Source organism: Agromyces sp. Y782 (assembly GCF_059445405.1).
On record NZ_JCAIUG010000002.1, the window covers coordinates 425,473 to 443,502 of the forward strand.

Here is an 18,030-nt window from a genome sequence, read left to right on the forward strand (position 1 = left end):
TGGTGGCAGAGACGGCTCGAGGGGGTATGCATGCGACGAGGCACGAACGTCCATGCGCTCGGAGGGTTCAACCAGATCGTGATCCTCGACACGATCCGGCGCACTCGCGACGGATTGAGCCGAGTGGAGATCGCCGAGCAGACGGGGCTGAGTGCGCAGACCGTGTCGAACGTCTCGCGCCGCCTGCTCGATGAGGGCATCATCCGCGAGGCGGGGCAGCGCATCCTCGGTGTCGGCAAGCCGCGCATCATCCTCGAGCTGGATCCCGCGGGGGGCTACGCGATCGGCGTCCACCTCGACCCGGCCGTGATCACCTATGTCGTGCTCGACCTGGACGGCCGGGTGGTCGCCCACTCCGCGACGAGAACACCGTCCGACGTGGCGCCCGATCGGGTGATCGCCGGCATGCACGACTCGATCGAGGCGATCATCGCTGAGGCCGGCGTCGATCGTGCTCGCATTCTCGGCGTCGGCATCGCAGCCCCGGGGCCGCTCGACCTCGAACGCGGCGTGGTCCTCGACCCACCGCTGCTCGAAGGGTGGCACGGGGTCGCGCTCCGGGACGCCCTCGCGGAGTCGACGGGGTTGACGGTGCTGCTCGAGAAGGACGTGACCGCGGCGACGGTGGCCGAACTCTGGATGAGTTCAGCGCAGGAGCGCGATGACTTCATGTTCTTCTACTACGGCACCGGGGTCGGTGTCGGCCTCGCAATCGCGCACGAAGCAGTGCGGGGTGCGACGAACAACGCGGGCGACGCCGGCCACATCATCGTCGATCCCGACGGTCCGCTCTGCAGCTGCGGGCGTCGCGGATGCCTCGGCGACGCGATCATGCCGCGAGCTGTCGTCGGCTCGGCCATCGCGTCCGGCCTGATCGTCGCGCCCGGTGACCGCCTGGGTGGTCGGGAGGTCGATGCCGGTCTCGCGCAGATCGCGGCACTTGCGGGTGGCGGCGACGCAGCGGCATCCGAATTGCTCGAGGTGATGGCCGACCGCATCGCCGTCGCCGTCATGACGGTCGCGAACCTGCTCGACCTCGACACCGTGGTGTTCGGGGGGCCGTACTGGAATCGTGTCTCGCCGTTGCTGCTGCTGCGGGTCTCCGAGCTCGTCAATTCGTCGAGCGCGCTCGTCACGACGCATCCGATCGCGATGACCGTCTCGAAGACGGGCGATGACGTCGCGGCCGTCGGCGCCGCATGCCTCGTGCTGGACGACGTGCTGTCGCCCCGCCCGTCGGCGCTGCTGATCTCGGGCTGAGGGGGTCACCCCGCGGGGCCGAAGCGCCGGCGATCGTCGAAGCTCAGTGACCCCCGAACGGTTGACAAGAATTAGTCCATGCTTTTTAGTTATACGAGATGGGCTCCCTCGGCATCGACGCCGCAGTGGGAGAAACTTGGAATCAAAGGAGATCCATGAAGAGCACACTTGCTGCAGCGCTCGCCGTCGCGGCGACGTCGGCACTCCTGCTTTCGGCATCCGCGCCCGCCCTGGCGGCCACGTCCGAACCCCCCGGCCACTCCGATGAGCGGCACCACCCGGCCACCCGTCACCAGAATTCCGCACGTGCGCACTCATCGTTCCTGGCGCTGCAGGAGCACTTCGCCGTCGACGACGGCAGCGGCCTCTTCCGCGAGCAGTACCCGGTGGAAGACGGCGATCGCCCCTCTGCGTTCGAGTGGCCGTTCTCCCAGGCGCACATCGCCATCGCAGACCTCGCCAACCAGCACGGATCGAACGGCCGTCGGTACGACGAAGCCCTGGCGAGCGCTGCCGCCGCGCAAGAGCACTACTGGGATGCCGATGGCGGAACGACCGGACTGCCCGGCTACGCCTCGTACCCGGTCGGGGAGTACGGCGAAGGCGGCGACTACTTCTACGACGACAACGAATGGGTCGGCCTCCTCGACGTGCAGCGTTACCTGACCGACGGTGACGAGGCGGCGCTCGAACGCGCAGAGCAGATCTTCGACCTCGTCGTCTCGGGGTGGGACACCGACCAGAGCCATCCGAACCCCGGCGGCGTCTTCTGGACGCAAGCGCCGTGGAGCAGCGACCGGAACACCGTCTCGAACATGCCCGGAGCCCAACTGGGGCTGCGGCTGCACCAGATCACCGGAGAGCAGGCGTACCTCGACTGGGCGCTGCGCATGTACGAGTGGACCAACGAGAACCTGCGGCGACCCGACGGCCTGTACTCCGACCACGTGGACCTCGCCGGTACCATCGAGCCGACGGTCTGGTCGTACAACCAGGGCGTGCCGGTCGGCGTGAACGTGCTCCTCTATCAGGAGACGCACGATCGTCGCTACCTCGCTGAGGCGAAGCGGATCGCCGACGCCGCCTACCGGTACTACGTCACCGAAGGAAGACTGGCCGACCAGCCCGCCTTCTTCAACTCGATCTTCTTCAAGAACCTGCTCCTCCTCGAGTCGGAGACCCGTGGTTCGAAGTATCGCGACGCGATGCAGGACTACGCCGACCAGGTCTGGGCCGACAACCGAGACGCCGAAACCGGGCTGTTCGTCTTCAACGGGCACACCCAGCTGCTCGAGCAAGCCGCAATGACGCAGATCTTCGCGGTGCTCAGCTGGACGCCGAGCCAGTGGAGCGACCTGTACTAGGGCAGCAGATGCCACCGGCATCCGTTCGACCATTCAGTCGACTGTTCGGGAGCGCGCCGCGGCACCGAAGCCGCGGCGAGCCCAGAGGAATCACAAGGAGATTCGATGAAGCACACATTCACAGCAGCCGTCGCGCTCGCCGCGGCGGGCGTACTGGCGTTCTCAGGATGCTCGGCCGACGACGGCGGATCGTCCGACACGATCAAGGTGGCGTACCAGAAGTTCGGCACCTTCACCCAGCTCGACGACCACATGAAGGCGGTCAAGGCCGCATTCGAGGCGGAGAACGAGGGTCTGACGGTCGAGCTCGTGCCGATCGAGGCGCAGCAGAACGACTACTTCACCAAGCTCGCGCTCATGAACCAGTCGGCATCGACGGCGCCCGACGTGATGTACGAAGACACGTTCATGGTGGAATCCGACGCCGACGCCGGGTATCTCGCCCCGCTCGACGAGTACACCGAGTCGTGGGAGGACTGGGATGCGTTCTACGACAACGCGAAGAGCGCCGGTCTCGGCGGCGACGGCAAGACCTACGGCATCCCCATGGGCACCGACACCCGGGCGCTCTGGTACAACACCGAGGTGTTCGAGCAGGCGGGCATCCCCGTGCCGTGGGAGCCGACGACCTGGGCAGACGTGCTCGATGCGGCCGCGACCGTCGAGGCTGAGCTGCCCGACGTGGTGCCGCTGAACGTCTACTCGGGCAAGGCCCAGGGCGAAGCAGCCGCGATGCAGGGGTTCGAGATGCTGCTCTACGGCACCGGCGACACCCTCTACGACACCGACGAGAAGAAGTGGGTGACGGGCTCGCAGGGCTTCGAAGACTCGCTGACCTTCATCGAGGACCTCTACCAGGGCGGCCTCGGCCCGACTCCCGAACAGGCACTCGACAAGAATGTCAGCAACCTCGTCGCGGCCGAGTGGTTCCCGCAGGGCACCCTCGCGATCGGCCTCGACGGCTCGTGGCTGAGCGGCACCTGGCTCGAGACCGGCACCGCGCCGTGGCCCGAGTGGAGCGACGTCATGGCGCAGGCGCCGATGCCGACGCAGAACGGTGACGAGCCCGGCGCGACGAGCATGTCGGGCGGTTGGACCCTCGCCATGGGCTCGAAGTCGCAGAACAAGGATGCCGCGTGGGAGTTCATCGCGCTCGCCCTCGACAAGGACAACTCGCAGTCCTACGACATCGCCGCCAGCCAGATCGCGGTGCGCGGCGACGTGTCGGAAGACGCCGACTACCAGGCCGCGAATCCGAGCTTCGGCTTCTTCTCGGAGATCGTATCCGTCACCAACTTCCGTCCGGCCACGAGCGACTACGGCCAGATCTCGAGCGAGATCACGATCGCGATGGAGGCGGTCATGACCGGACAGCAGAGTCCGGCCGACGCCGCGGCCGCCTATGACGAGGCGGTCGTCGCCATCGTGGGCGAAGAGAACACGACGAGCGCGAAGTAGCCGATGGCCACGCTCGCCCAAGTGCGACCGGACGCCCCGCCGGGCCGGGGACCTGCTCCCCGGCCCGGCCGGTCGAAGGTCGGCGCCCGCAGGTCGTTGGTGCGCAGCATCCCACTGGTGCCCGCGATCGTGCTCCTCGCGATCTTCCTGCTGGGGCCGGTGATCAGTTCGTTCTACGGATCGTTCACCGATGCATCCCTCACGGGGTCGGCCGCTCGGGGTTCGTCCTTCGTCGGCTTCGACAACTACGTGGCGTTGTTCGCCGACCCGGACTTCCCGAAATCGGTGATGCTGACGCTGCTGTTCCTGGTCGCGTCGGCCATCGTGGGCCAGAACGTCATCGGCCTCGGTCTTGCGATCCTGATGCGATCGTCCAACGGGTTCGCCCGAGGAGTCGTCGGTACCTTCGTGGTCAGTGCGTGGGTGCTTCCCGAGATCGTGGCCGCGTTCGCCGCGTACGCCTTCTTCAACGACACCGGTACCTTGAACACCCTGCTCGCCTCCATCGGGCTCGAGGGCACGAACTGGCTGTATGCGACGCCGATGCTCGCGGTGATCCTGGCGAACATCTGGCGGGGCACGGCCTTCTCGATGCTCGTCTACTCGGCGGCACTGCAGGATGTGCCGCCCGAGATCACGGAATCGGCCGAGGTCGACGGGGCACGCGGTTGGCAGCGGCTCGCGTTCATCACCGTGCCGATGATCCGTCGCAGCATTTCGACCAACCTCATGCTGACGACCCTGCAGACGCTTTCGGTGTTCACGCTGATCTTCGTCATGACCGGCGGCGGACCCGGCACCGACAGCTCGACGCTGCCCGTGCTGGCATACCAGGAGGCGTTCCAGTTCGGCAAACTCGGGTTCGGCACGGCGATCGCCACGATCCTGCTGCTCGTCGGGGCGTTGTTCTCGATCGTGTACCTGCGCGCACTCAAGCCGGAGGTGGACTGAGATGGGCCTGACCTCTCCCAGCCGGCGCAGCCTCCGCACGGTGTCCAACGGCGTGCTGCTGCTCGTCGGCATCGCGTTCGCCCTGCCGCTCGTCTGGCTCGTGCTCGCGTCGGTCGACGAACGTGCGACCCTGTCGATCAAGCTGCCCGACGCACTCTCGCTGCAGAACTTCGTCGACGTGATGACGCCCGAGAAAGCCTTCATCCCGCTCCTGAACAGCCTGATCCTCTCTGCCGGCTGCGCGATCATCACCGTCGTGGTCGCAGTGCTCGCGGCGTACCCGTTGTCGCGGTACCGCATGCGCATCAACAAGCCGTTCCTCTACGGGGTGCTCTTCGGCACCTGCCTGCCGATCACCGCGATGATGGTGCCCGTCTACAGCCTCTTCGTCGCGTTCAACCTGATCGACTCGATGGGCGGCACCATCCTCTTCCTCGCCGCGACGAGTCTGCCGATGGCGATCTACATGACGAAGAGCTTCATGGACAGCGTGCCCGTCACGCTCGAGGAGGCGGCCTGGATGGACGGCGCCTCGATGATGACGACACTCACCCGCATCGTCGTGCCGCTCATGCGGCCCGGCCTCGCGGTGGTGTTCATCTTCGTGTTCATCGGAGCGTGGGGCAACTTCTTCGTGCCGTTCGTGCTGCTGCTCTCGCCCGACAAGCTGCCCGCCGCAGTGAGCATCTTCGCGTTCTTCGGCCAGTACGGGTCGGTCGCCTATGGCCAGCTCGCCGCGTTCTCTCTGCTCTATTCCGTTCCCGTGATCACCCTGTACGTGCTCGTCTCTCGAGTGCTGGGCGGCTCGTCCGCACTCGCGGGCGCCGTCAAAGGCTGACCGCACCGATTCGATAGGAAACACGCTCCATGCACGACAACTCCACCCTCGTCCGCGCCAGGATCACCCGGTTCGTGGAAGAACGTGTGAAGCCCGCCATCCACGCCGCGAGCACTCCACTCACGCTCACCGCATGGGAGGTGCCCGACGAGCCGGTGCCGTTCGCGGAGGCCGTGGCGCAGACCTTCGAACCGTTCGACGTCGGCTCGCCGTGGGGCAAGCCGTGGGGCACGACCTGGTTCCACGTCACGGGTGAGGTTCCCGTCGAGTGGGCCGGGCGCGCCGGCGCCATCGAACTCGTCGTCGATCTCGGCTTCCTCTCGGGCCAGGCCGGATTCCAGGCAGAGGGGCTCGTGTTCGATCCCGCGGGGCACATCGTCAAGGCGATCGAGCCGCTCAACGATCACGTGCCGGTCGAGGCCCAGCCGGGCGGTCGCATCGACGTCTACATCGAGGCGGCGTCGAATCCGGATGTCGGTAGTGACTGGAGCTTCCGGCCGACCCCGGTCGGCGACAAGGCCACGGCAGGCATCGAGCCGATCTATCGGCTTCGACGGGTTGATGTCGCCCTGCGCGACACGGAGGTGTGGGAACTCCAGATGGACATCTGGACGCTGACGGGCCTCATGAATGAGCTCAGCAGCGACCTGCCGCGCACCGCCGACATCTTGCGGGCGCTCGAGTCGGTCGTCGACCGGATGGACCCCGACGACGTGGCGGGAACCGCACCGCTCGGCCGGGCTCTTCTCGCCCCGGTGCTCGCGCAACCCGCGTACGCGAGTGCGCACCGGGTGGTCGCGGTCGGTCACGCCCACATCGACTCGGCGTGGCTGTGGCCCGTGCGGGAGACCATCCGCAAGTGCGCCCGCACCTTCTCGAACGTGCTCGACCTGATGGATCGGGACCCGGGCTTCGTCTTCGCCGCCTCCTCGGCCCAGCAGTACGCGTGGATGAAGGCGTTCTACCCCGACCTGTTCGAACGAATCCGGGTGCGCGCAGTCGAAGGCCGGTTCGTGCCCGTCGGCGGCATGTGGGTCGAGTCGGACACGAACATGCCGGGCGGTGAAGCGCTCGTGCGACAGTTCCTCGCGGGCAAGGCGTTCTTCATGCGCGAGTTCGGCATCGAGCCGCTCGAGGTCTGGCTGCCCGATTCATTCGGCTACTCTGCCGCTTTGCCGCAGATCGCGGCCGCCGCAGGCTCCCGTTATTTCCTCACCCAGAAGACGAGTTGGAACGAGACCAACACGATGCCGCATCACACGTTCTCGTGGGAGGGCATCGACGGTTCGCGCATCTTCACTCACTTCCCGCCGGTCGACACGTACAACTCGTTGCTCTCGGGGGAGGAGTTGGCCAGGGCGCAACGGCAGTACGCGGAGAAGGGCGCATCGAACGTGTCGCTCGTGCCGTTCGGCTTCGGCGACGGCGGTGGCGGGCCGACGCGCGAGATGCTCGCGGCCGCTGCGCGGACCGCATCGCTCGAGGGCTCGCCCACGGTGCGCGTCGCCTCGCCGCTCGCGTTCTTCGAGGAAGCCGAGCGGGACTATCCGAACCCGCCGGTCTGGTCGGGCGAGCTCTACCTCGAGTTCCACCGCGGCACCTACACCTCGCAGGCCAGGACGAAGTCGGGCAATCGGCGCAGCGAGCATCTGCTGCGCGAGGCCGAACTCTGGTCGGCGACCGCGGCGGTGCGTACGGGTGCCGAGTATCCGTACGAGCGACTCACCGAGCTCTGGCACACGGTGCTGCTGCTGCAGTTCCACGACATCCTGCCCGGCAGTTCGATCGCCTGGGTGCATCGTGAGGCAGAGGCGAGCTACGCGCGCGTCGCGGCCGAGCTCGAAGAGATCATCGGCGCAGCGATCGCGGCGCTCGGCGGCGATGATGCCAGCGCCGAGTCCGTCGACGGCGGCAGGGTTGCATTCAACGCCTCGCCGTTCGCCGTATCCGGCATCGCGGCATTGTCTGCCGGGCCGGTCGACTCGTCGCAGGCGGTGCGTGCTGAGCGGACACTCGACGGCTTCGTGCTCGAGAACGCTCGCGTACGCGTCGTCATCGACGCCGATGGTCTGCTCACCTCGGTCGTCGACGTCGCGACGGGCCGCGACGCGATCCCGGCCGGGCAGCCCGGCAACCTCCTGCAGTTGTTCCGGGACACTCCGACCCAGTGGGACGCTTGGGACATCGACGAGCACTACCAGCGATCCGGCACCGAGTTGCGTGAAGCGGAGTCGGTCGAACTGGTGACGGATGCCCTGGAGCGGGCGGCCGTGCGAGTCGAGCGTCGCTTCGGTGCCTCGACGGTGTCGCAACTGCTCACGCTGACCGGAGACGCCACGGCGCTCGAGATCGAGACGACGGTCGATTGGCACGAGAAGCAGAAACTGCTGAAACTCGCGTTCCCGCTCGATGTGCACGCCGAACGCGCGGCGTCGGAGGTGCAGTTCGGTCACGTGCACCGGCCGACTCATGTCAACACCTCCTGGGATGCGGCCCGTTTCGAGACGTGCGCGCATCGCTGGGTGCACGTCGCCGAGCCGGGCTTCGGCGTGACGGTCGCCAACGACTCCATCTACGGTCACGACATCACGCGCATCGTCGGGCCGCGTGGCGGCACGACGACCCTCGTTCGCCAGTCGCTGTTGCGCGCCCCGCTCTTCCCCGACCCTCAGAGCGACCAGGGGCGCCACCGGCTGCGCACTTCGGTTGCGATCGGCACGGATGTGCTCGACGCGGCGGAGGAGGGGTATCGGCTGAACCTTCCGCTCCGAACCATCGACGGCGCGCACGCGGTGCCCGCGCTCGTGCGCAGCGATTCGCCGAGCATCGTCATCGAATCGGTCAAGCTGGCTGAAGATCGTTCAGGCGACCTCATCGTGCGACTCTACGAGGCGCGTGGCGCTCGAGCACAGGGAATGGTGACGGCCGAGTGCGCCGTCGAAGGCATCGTGGAGGCCGACCTGCTCGAGCGGGCGATCGCCGAGCCGTCGGCGCTGGCCGAGGCCCGCGGCGCGAGCGCCGAGCTCCGACTCCGCCCCTTCCAGCTCGTGACGCTCCGGTTCGCGCGCGGCTGATCACGGCGGCCGGAGGAGCTGGCCGCAGTAGTCTCGAGGGATGCCTGAACTGCCCGAAGTCGAGGTCGTGCGGGCCGGACTCGCTCCGGCCGTGACCGGCGCCGTCGTCTCGGCGATCGAGGTGCTCGAGCCTCGATCGCTGAGACGGCACGACGCGGCATCCGGCAATTTCGAAGCGCTCGTCACCGGAGCTCGCATCGAGGCGGCCGTGCGCCGGGGCAAGTTCCTCTGGCTGCCGCTCGCCGGCGATGGTCTACGTGACGGACGCGCCATCGTCGGGCACCTCGGCATGAGCGGGCAGATGCTGCTGCGCACGCCAGACCACCCCGGCGACGACGCCCACGCCCGAGTGCGTTTGCATCTCGAGCATCCCGAACTCGGCGAGCTGCGGGTCGATTTCGTCGACCAGCGCATCTTCGGCTCGCTCGCCGTCGATCGGCTCGTACCGACCATCGACGGCGAGGTCGGCGGGTTCTCCGACGGAGTGTCGGGGGAGTGGGCGCGGCAGGTACCCGCCCAGGTCGCTCACATTGCGCGCGACCCGCTCGACCCTGCGTTCTCCGAGCGCGCCTTCTTCGCGGCACTCGCGAAACGCGACACGGCCATCAAGCGCGTGCTGCTCGACCAGGGCGTCGTCAGTGGAATCGGCAACATCTATGCCGACGAATCACTCTGGGCCGTGCGCCTGCACGGCGAGCAACCGGCGTCGTCGCTCAGCCGGCCTCGCGCCCGCGAGCTCCTCGGCGCGGTGCGAGACGTGCTCGGCAAGGCGCTCGCCGAGGGCGGCACGAGCTTCGACGCCCAGTACGTCAACGTCAACGGGGCATCCGGATACTTCGAGCACTCGTTGAACGCGTACGGGCGCACCGGACTGCCGTGCCTGCGCTGCGGCAGCGCCATGGTGCGCGAGCAGTTCATGAACCGCGGGTCGCACTTCTGCCCGCGGTGCCAGCGGCGGCGGTGAGGTCGGGGCCACCCGTCCGCCGGCGAGGCCCTGTGGCTCGGGAGTGAGGATCTGGAAATGACGCGTCGCAGGCTCCGTCAACTTACGGTTGGTGAAACCGTCTATTTCTGGACCTTCAGGCACCGATATGACGAAGGGCGCAGCGATGGCGGCCCAAGCGAAGTGGCCGTGCGACGCTCCGACCGTGCAGCGAGGTTGCGGATGGTCTTCTCGCCGGCGAACGATCGAGTCGTTTCTGATGGTGTCTACGAGTCCGGTGGCGTGATCCGATTGCCGGATCGCGCCTATCTGAACCTTCACGCGCCCGGAGTCGTGCGATCGCTCCTCGATCAGGCGCTGCTCCGCGAAATGTTCCCGGCCGAGGGAGAGCGCGAAGTCGATGGATGGATCCTCTTCGACGCCGTCGTGCCCGAGGAAGACGACCGATCATCCCTTTGAGATTGTCGAACTCGCAGGCCGCGGACGCTTCTGCCCGAAGCGCCGACGGCCAACAGCCCCCGAACTGTCACCGATGTCCTGATACAGAACTGTCACCGATGTCGTGAGACCCGCCGCGCATGAAGACCCCGTCTCGCTCAGTGGGGCGACGGCAGCGCGCCGCACAAGGGCCGGCACGACGCGCGCAACGACTTTGCACGCACTGAGCAATGAGTCGACGCGCTCCTCACGAAGCGGCGACAGGCGCAAGAACGCTTGAGAGAACTCTCGCGAGCGATCGAGGTCGAGCGCCGCTGGGTCGAGTAGTCCGCTCGGATTCAGTCCGATCTGCACAACCTGGAGGACCAACGGGTCGCCGACCGGCATGCGGTCGAGCTGGCACGGAGAGAGTCGGCTATCGCTACGGTGGCTCGCGAACGCCATATCGGTGCGAAGCCGGGCAGGCTGGACGAGCAGTTCATGAACCGGGGGTCGCATTTCTGCCCGAAGTGCCAGCGGGTGGGGCGGGCTCACCGGGCGCGGTAGCCCGCATAGATCAGTCCGTTGTCGAACACCCGCTCCGCGACCAGCTCAAGATCGAGACGCACGCCGTCGGGGAAGAATCGGGTGCCGCCGCCGACCACGCTCGTGGTGATGAAGAGGTGATACTCGTCGACGAGCCCGGCGGCGATCGCCTGGGCCGCGAGGTTCGGGCCGTCGACGCTGAGGTCGTGGTCGGATTCGGCTTTGAGCCTGCGAATCGCGTCGGGGTCGAACGTGCGCTCGATTCTGGTCTTCGCGCTCGACACCGCCTCGAGCGTCGTGGAGTACACGACCTTCTCCGCGGCCTTCCATTCCTCGGCGTACTGCAGAATGTACGGCGGGACGTCGGGCAATGCGTCGGCGGTCTCCCAGAAGACCATCGTCTCGTACATACGCCGGCCGTAGAGGAAGGTGCCGACGTTGCGAAAGGTCTCCCCGATGAAGGTGTGCACCGCTTCGTCTTCGGCTCCCTTGCCGAGGTCGCCCTCGGCCGCCTTGGCGTACCCGTCGAGCGAGGTGAGCATCGAGTAGATGAGCTTGCCCATTTCAGCTCCTTTGCTTGAGGTGAGTCAAGCGGCTCACCACTAGCAAAGTAATCCAAACCAAGTCATGAGTCAAGCGACTCACCTCTCTGGCATACTGGGCGCATGCCCCGCGAACTCTCCGCGTATCACCGCCGGATCGCCGCAGCGAACCGTGCGGCCATCGTCGACGCGGCCACAGGCCTGTTCCTCGAACACGGCTACGACCGCACATCGCTCACGCGCGTGGCCGAGCGCGCCGGGGTCTCCAAGGCGACCCTGTTCAAACAGTTCCCGACGAAGGCCGAGCTCTTCGAGGCCATGGTGCTCGCGGCAGGCGATGCACCTGCCGGAGAGGTCGTCGACCCGCCGACCGGGAACTTCAGCGCGGGCCTGACCGCTTTGGGCAGCGCGTACGTGGAGCTGCTGAACCGCCCCCGCATGGAGCAGTTGCTCCGCACCTTGATCGGCGAGTCCCAGAGGTTCCCCGAGCTGCGTGAGCGCACGTTCGATTTCGGCACATTGCCCGTGTTCGCGGCACTGGGACGGTACCTCCGCGCGGAGGACGCCGCTGGATCCGCACACATCGATGATCCGGATGCCGCGGCAGCCCAGTTTCTCGGCATGATCTCCACCGTCGTCTTCTGGCCCCGCCTCATCCATGGCGGTTGGTCGCTCAGCGAGGACGAGACGCGCAACGTGGTGGACGAAGCCGTGCAGACGATCGTCGCACGGTACGGCGTGGCCTGACGCCCTATCGGAGCTCGCGCTGCCAGATCGCCTCGAGGCCGCACCGCTGGAAACCGAGGGCGATGTTGATCGCGAGCATGTGCTCGTTCTCGTCGGCGTTCCACGTGTAGACGACGGTGCGCTCGGGTGCGGTCTCGGCGAGCCGCACCAGGTTCGCGAGCTTCACGAGCATGCCGAGCCCGTTGCCGCGATGTGCACCGACGACGAGGGTGTCGTACTGGTAGGCGAACTCGCGCCCGATCGGGAGTTCGAGCTCCGTGTAGCCCGCGACGTCGCCGTCGCCGGTCACGGCCGCCGCCACGAGCAGGCTCGTGCCGCCGCCCAGCGACTCGGTCTCGCGATCGCGCACTCGAGCCGCATCCCATCGCTCCTCATCGATGATGACGCCGCCCGCGGGCACGTCGAGCACCATGCGCTCTCGAGCGGCCGCGTAGGCGTCGACGAGCTCGGCCGGGGTGCGATCGGTCCAGCACGCGACCCGGTAGCCGCGGGCAATCGCACGAGCCGCACGCGACTCGAGCTCACGATGGAACTCGTCGGCGCGGCCGGCCACGGTGAGGCTGCTCACCCGTTCGAGTTGTTCGAGCGAGTAGCCGTGGGCCGAGGCGAACCCGGCGGCAGGGGTGGATGCCGAGAGCCCGGCGTCTCCGTCGGGGGCGTGCAGCATCCGCTCGTCGGCGGGAGGTGCCGGCGCATCCGGATGGTCGGAGTACGCGACCACCGTGGAGCGTCCGAGGTCGCGAGCCGCGTCCTCGGCAGTGGCGAGGAGCCGCGACCCGATGCGTCGTCGGCGGTGCGAGGGGAGCACGCCGAGGGTGAGCTCGATCGTCGCCGCTCGTGCATGCCGCTCCCAACCGAGACCCGCCCCGCCCACCATCGTCTCGCCGTCCCAGGCGCCGAAGAGCGCATGTCCGCGATGAGCATCGTTCCGGTGCTGCCCGAGCAGCATCGACGCGGTCTCCGCGAAATGATCGTGACCCCAGTTCGCCCGCTCGAGTCGGAAGCCGAGCTCGGCGTACGCCTCGAACTCGACCGATTCGACCGTGCCGCGCACACTCGGCACGAGCACCGGGCGGATGTCCACGGCCATCATCCTGCTCCTCGCTCAGCCGTTCTGCCACACCGAATCGACCGCGTCCGGCTCGAATCCGAGGGCGATGTTGATCGCGAGCATGTGCGCGTTCTCGTCGGCGTTCCAGGTGATCACGCGCTCACGCTCGGGGGCGGCATCACCGAGCTCGATCAGGTTCGCGAGTTTCATGCGCATGCCGAGCCCGTGGCCGCGGTGGTCGGCGAGCACGAGCGTGTCGTCCTGGTAGGCGACGTGCTTCCGCGGTGCGAGCACGAACTGCGTGTAGCCCGCCACTGCGCCGTCATCGGTGAGCGCGGCCGTGAAGATCGTGCGTCGTCCGGCGTCGAGCGTGCGCTGCTCCTCGGATCGGACCCGGTCGGCGTCCCAGGTCTCCTGCTCGTAGTCGATCTCGCCGCTCGGTGCGTCGACCGACATCCGTTCGCGCGCGTGGGCCATGGCCTCGACGAGTTCTTCGGGAGTGCGATCGTGCCAGCTCACGAGCCGGTAGTCGGGAGACGACGTCTCGTGGCGTGCCAGCCGCTCGCGGAACTCCGTTGCTCTCCCGGTCACCGGCATCGCGCTCATCCGGTCGAGTTGGCCGAGCTCGTAGCCGTGAGCGAGCGCGAAGCGAGCGGCCGGCTCGTCTGCCGCGATACTCGTATCGCCTTGCGGTGCACGCAGCCGTTCGCCCTCGTGCTCATCGCCGAAGCGATGGGTCGCGCGCAGCACGAGCGTGGGCCGGCCTGCATCGCGAGCAGTCTGCTCGAGTTCGGCGAGCAACCGGCTGCCGAGACCACTGCGGCGCTGCTCCGGCGAGACCCCGAGCACCGTCGAGAATGCAGTGGTCGCGTCGGGATCCACTTCCCACATCACGTTCGCCGCACCGATCAGACGGTCGCCGTCCCACGCGCCGAACGCGCGCCGTCGGGTGTACTGTCCGTCGCTGGAGAACACGAGCAACTCATCGGCGCCGTAGCTGAGGTCATCGGTGTCGTGCACCTCGACCACCAACGTCTCGGCGAACGCTGCGAATGCCTCGAAGTCGGCTGATTCAGGGGTCCCGAGGGCCTCGGGCACGGGGATCTGACGGATCTCGACGTTCATCTGAAGAACTGCACTTTCCGGCCCGCATCCGCGCGGGCAGCCGATCAGGCTATCGGTGCGCTGTTTCGGCCGCAACCGCGATCGCCCATCGGCGGCGAGGGCGACACGGCGCGGGGCATCCGCTCGGGTACGCTTTCCGAGGTATCCGCACCATTGAGCCGCACGGGGGGCCATGTACCTGAAGAGCCTGACGCTCAAGGGCTTCAAGTCCTTCGCGCAGCCGACGACGTTCGCGTTCGAGCCCGGCGTGACCTGCATTGTCGGTCCCAACGGCTCCGGCAAGTCCAACGTCGTCGACGCGCTCGCCTGGGTGATGGGCGAGCAGGGGGCGAAGACGCTTCGCGGCGGCAAGATGGAAGACGTCATCTTCGCGGGAACCTCGACGCGAGGTCCGCTCGGCCGTGCAGAGGTCAGTCTCACGATCGACAACAGCGACGGCGCACTGCCGATCGAGTACAGCGAGGTCACGATCTCGCGCACGCTCTTCCGCAACGGCGCGAGCGAATACGCGATCAACGGTGAGAACTGCCGGCTGCTCGACGTGCAGGAGCTCCTCAGCGACTCGGGGCTCGGCCGTGAGATGCACGTCATCGTCGGGCAGGGCCAGCTCGACCAGGTGCTGCGCGCGACCCCCGAAGATCGGCGCGGCTTCATCGAGGAGGCCGCCGGCATCCTGAAGCACCGTCGGCGCAAAGAGAAGACGCTGCGCAAGCTCGATGCCATGCAGGCGAACCTCACGCGTCTCTCCGACCTCGCGGGCGAGATCCGTCGACAGCTGAAACCGCTCGGTCGTCAGGCCGAGGTCGCGCGCGAGGCCGCGACCATCGCCGCCGTCGTACGCGATGCCAAGGCGAGACTTCTCGCCGACGAGGTCGTCGGCCTCCGCAGGGCGCTCGACGAGCACGGCAAGAGCGAGCACGAGCGCCACGCCGAGCGTCTCGTGCTGCAAGACCAGCTCGAACAGCACCAGGCGAAGATGACCCGGCTCGAGCAGGCGCAGATCGGCGACGCCGTCGACCGGGCCAGGTCGACGACTTTCGCCCTCGAGCAGGCCCAGAGCGGCCTTCGCTCCCTCGATTCGCTCGCCAGCCAGCGCATCGCCCTGCTCGGCAGTGCAGCAGAGCAGACGGATGCCTCGCCGAGCGTGACCCGCGCGATGATCGACGAGGCCGTGGCCGAGCTCACTGGCATTCGCGACGGCGTCGGCGCCGCGGCATCCGCACTCGACGACGCTCACGAGACCACGATGCGACGGCGGACCGAGCTCGACACCGTCGACGAGGGCATCGCGCGCCAGAGCGCGTTGGTCTCCGCGTACGACCTCGAGCTCTCCAAGCTCACCGGCCAGGCCGACACCGCCGCGTCGAAGCTCGCAGGCGCGCGCGGCGAGGTGCTGCGCCACGCGAATGCGCTCGAGGCATCGGCTGAACGCCGTGCCGCCGCCGCCACCGCGCTCGCGTCGGCCGAAGCCGACGCCGACAGCGGCGAGACCGCGGAGACCGACCTCGACGAGGCGTACGAGCTTGCTCAGGCGGCGGTGTTCGAGGCCGAGGCCGAGATCGAGCGCATCCGTGAAGAGCTGCACGGACGCGAACGCGAACACGGCGCACTCGGCGCCCGCACCCAGGCGCTCTCGCTCGCACTCGACCAGAAGGACGGCTCGGCGGCACTCGTCGCCGCTGGCGTGCGCGGCGTGCGCGGTCTCCTCGCCGAGGCCCTCCAGGTCGAGCCCGGCTACGAGCCGGCCATCGCCGCCGCCCTCGGCTCGCTGAGCGACGCGGTGCTCGTCGACGACCGCGACGCGGCGTTCCGCGCCCTCGAGCATGCCGAGCGCGGCGAACTCGGCCGGGTCGCGCTCACGCTCGCCGACGCCGGTGTCACGCCCCCGGCCTCATCGTCGATCGCGGGGCTCACCGCGGCATCCGACATCGTCACCGCACCCGCCGGCGTGCTCGGCTTGCTCGCCGACGTGCTGATCGCCGACGACCTCGACGCCGTGCGCGCCGCCGAATCCGCCCTCGCGAAGCGGGCGACACCGGCCACCGTCATCACGAAAGACGGCACCGTCGTCGGCCGATTCGTGCTGCGTGGGGGCTCCGGCCGCAAGCAGAGCCGCATCGAACTCATCGCCGAACGCGATCGGGCTGCTGCTCGACTCGACGAGGTGCGCGCCGAGATCGAGCGGGCGCGGTTCGAGCTCACCGAGCAGCGGCAGATCGTCGAGCAGTCCAAAGACCAGGCGAAGCGTGCGCTCGCCGCGCTGCGCGAGTTCGACGCCCAGCTCGCCCAGCGCACCGAGCGCTTGAACCGTGCACGCGTGCAGGCCGAAGCCGCCGACGCAGAGAGCGAACGCTTGCGGCAGGCCGCAGCGAACGCCGAAGAGCGCGTGGTCGAGGCCGAGCAGTTCGCCGCCGCGGCGAAGACGGCGCTCGAGGCAGCACGTGCCGAGGCGCGACCGGTGCTCGAGACGAGCGCGCGCGATGGGGCGCTCGCCGCGCTCGAGTCGGCACGCGAAGCCGAGGTCGAGGCGAAGCTGCGCCTCGAGACGGCGAAAGAACGCGTGCGTGCCGAAGAAGCCCGCATCCGCGCCATGGAAGCGCAGTTCGAAGCTGAACGGCAGGCCGCAGCGGATGCCGCGCGGCGGGCCGTGATCCGTCGTGCCCAGCTCGAAGCGGCCACCAGGGTCGCCGACGTGCTCCCCGCGGCACTCGCCTCGGTCGACGCCTCGGTCGCCGAGGCGCGTGTCGCACTCGGACGTGCCGAAGCCGAGCGGGCGAGCCGCAACGAAGAGCTGCAGGCGGTGCGCCGCGACGAGGCCGCCGTGCGTGAGCGCCTGCACTCGGTCACCGAAGACGTGCACGGGCTCGAACTGCGCATCTACGAGAAGAAGCTTCACGTCGGCGGGCTCGTCGAGCGCGCCGAGTCCGAGCTCGGCCTGACCGAAGCGGTGCTCGTCGACGAGTACGGCCCCGACCAGGAGATCCCCGCTGAAGACGAAGACGGCGAGCCCCGCCCGTACCGGCGCGAGGAGCAGCAGCGTCGGCTCGCGCAAGCCGAACGCAAGATCGCCCAGCTCGGCCGGGTGAATCCGCTCGCGCTCGAGGAGTTCGCGGCGCTCGAGCAGCGCCACCAGTTCCTCACCGAGCAGCTGACCGATCTCGCGAACACGCGGAAAGACCTGCTGACGATCATCGAAGAGATCGACGGCAAGATGGAGTCCATCTTCCGCAGCGCCTTCGAAGACACCAAGGCGGCGTTCGCCGAGGTCTTCCCGGTGCTCTTCCCGGGTGGCGCAGGAAACATCACGCTCACCGACCCCGAGAACATGCTCACCACGGGCATCGAGGTGAGCGTGAAGCCCGCGGGCAAGAAGATCGAGCGCCTCTCGCTGCTCTCGGGCGGTGAGCGTTCACTCGCAGCAGTCGCGCTGCTGATCGCGATCTTCAAGGCCCGGCCCAGCCCGTTCTACATCATGGACGAGGTCGAGGCGGCGCTCGACGACGCGAACCTCGGTCGACTGCTCACGACGCTCGAGTCGCTGCGCGAAGACTCGCAGCTCATCGTCATCACGCACCAGAAACGCACCATGGAGATCGCCGACGCGCTCTACGGCGTCTCGATGCGGCAAGACGGCGTCTCAGCGGTCGTCGGACAGCGCGTGCGCGAGGAGCGCGAGGCGAAGGCGAGCTGACGGATGCCGCGGCATCCGCTCGT

At 68.0% G+C, this 18,030-nt stretch carries 13 protein-coding genes; 10 read left to right on the forward strand and 3 right to left on the reverse strand.

Annotated features, from left to right (window positions below; all coding sequences use genetic code 11):
• Positions 1–30: 30 nt before the first annotated feature.
• From AC1C2S_RS16180 to AC1C2S_RS16215, 8 genes are all read left to right on the forward strand, one after another.
• Positions 31–1,260 (forward strand): ROK family transcriptional regulator, encoded by a 1,230-nt coding sequence (locus tag AC1C2S_RS16180; RefSeq protein ID WP_495353630.1) that lies wholly within the window; start codon positions 31–33, stop codon positions 1,258–1,260.
• 155 nt (positions 1,261–1,415) lie between these two features.
• Positions 1,416–2,624, forward strand: a complete 1,209-nt coding sequence (locus tag AC1C2S_RS16185; protein WP_495353631.1) for a glycoside hydrolase family 76 protein — start codon at positions 1,416–1,418, stop codon at positions 2,622–2,624.
• A 105-nt stretch (positions 2,625–2,729) separates the two neighbouring features.
• Positions 2,730–4,082, forward strand: coding sequence for an extracellular solute-binding protein (locus tag AC1C2S_RS16190; RefSeq protein ID WP_495353632.1), 1,353 nt, complete (start codon positions 2,730–2,732; stop codon positions 4,080–4,082).
• A gap of 3 nt (positions 4,083–4,085) precedes the next feature.
• Positions 4,086–5,033: a carbohydrate ABC transporter permease gene (locus tag AC1C2S_RS16195; RefSeq protein WP_495353633.1), complete on the forward strand. Its 948-nt coding sequence runs from the start codon at positions 4,086–4,088 to the stop codon at positions 5,031–5,033.
• Position 5,034: 1 nt separating this feature from the next.
• Positions 5,035–5,871, forward strand: coding sequence for a carbohydrate ABC transporter permease (locus AC1C2S_RS16200; RefSeq protein ID WP_495353634.1), 837 nt, complete (start codon positions 5,035–5,037; stop codon positions 5,869–5,871).
• A 29-nt stretch (positions 5,872–5,900) separates the two neighbouring features.
• A complete protein-coding gene (locus AC1C2S_RS16205) occupies positions 5,901–8,945 on the forward strand; it encodes an alpha-mannosidase (protein ID WP_495353635.1) in 3,045 nt (1,014 codons plus the stop codon).
• 40 nt (positions 8,946–8,985) lie between these two features.
• Positions 8,986–9,909: a bifunctional DNA-formamidopyrimidine glycosylase/DNA-(apurinic or apyrimidinic site) lyase gene (gene mutM / locus AC1C2S_RS16210; protein WP_495353636.1), complete on the forward strand. Its 924-nt coding sequence runs from the start codon at positions 8,986–8,988 to the stop codon at positions 9,907–9,909.
• Positions 9,910–9,966: 57 nt separating this feature from the next.
• On the forward strand, positions 9,967–10,347 hold the full coding sequence (locus tag AC1C2S_RS16215; protein ID WP_495353637.1) for a hypothetical protein: 381 nt from the start codon (positions 9,967–9,969) through the stop codon (positions 10,345–10,347).
• A gap of 509 nt (positions 10,348–10,856) precedes the next feature.
• Here the strand turns inward: AC1C2S_RS16215 and AC1C2S_RS16220 are convergent.
• Positions 10,857–11,414 (reverse strand): dihydrofolate reductase family protein, encoded by a 558-nt coding sequence (locus AC1C2S_RS16220; protein WP_495353638.1) that lies wholly within the window; start codon positions 11,412–11,414, stop codon positions 10,857–10,859.
• Between the two features lie 102 nt (positions 11,415–11,516).
• Between AC1C2S_RS16220 and AC1C2S_RS16225 the strand changes: the two genes are divergently transcribed.
• Positions 11,517–12,140, forward strand: coding sequence for a TetR/AcrR family transcriptional regulator (locus tag AC1C2S_RS16225; RefSeq protein ID WP_495353639.1), 624 nt, complete (start codon positions 11,517–11,519; stop codon positions 12,138–12,140).
• Between the two features lie 4 nt (positions 12,141–12,144).
• Here the strand turns inward: AC1C2S_RS16225 and AC1C2S_RS16230 are convergent, their stop codons facing one another.
• Both AC1C2S_RS16230 and AC1C2S_RS16235 read right to left on the reverse strand, forming a co-directional pair.
• Positions 12,145–13,230: a GNAT family N-acetyltransferase gene (locus AC1C2S_RS16230; protein WP_495353640.1), complete on the reverse strand. Its 1,086-nt coding sequence runs from the start codon at positions 13,228–13,230 to the stop codon at positions 12,145–12,147.
• Between the two features lie 15 nt (positions 13,231–13,245).
• Positions 13,246–14,316, reverse strand: a complete 1,071-nt coding sequence (locus AC1C2S_RS16235) for a GNAT family N-acetyltransferase (RefSeq protein WP_495353641.1) — start codon at positions 14,314–14,316, stop codon at positions 13,246–13,248.
• A gap of 172 nt (positions 14,317–14,488) precedes the next feature.
• On the opposite strand from AC1C2S_RS16235, the gene smc reads away from it, so the two are divergent.
• Positions 14,489–18,007: a chromosome segregation protein SMC gene (gene smc / locus AC1C2S_RS16240; protein WP_495353642.1), complete on the forward strand. Its 3,519-nt coding sequence runs from the start codon at positions 14,489–14,491 to the stop codon at positions 18,005–18,007.
• Positions 18,008–18,030: the final 23 nt, after the last annotated feature.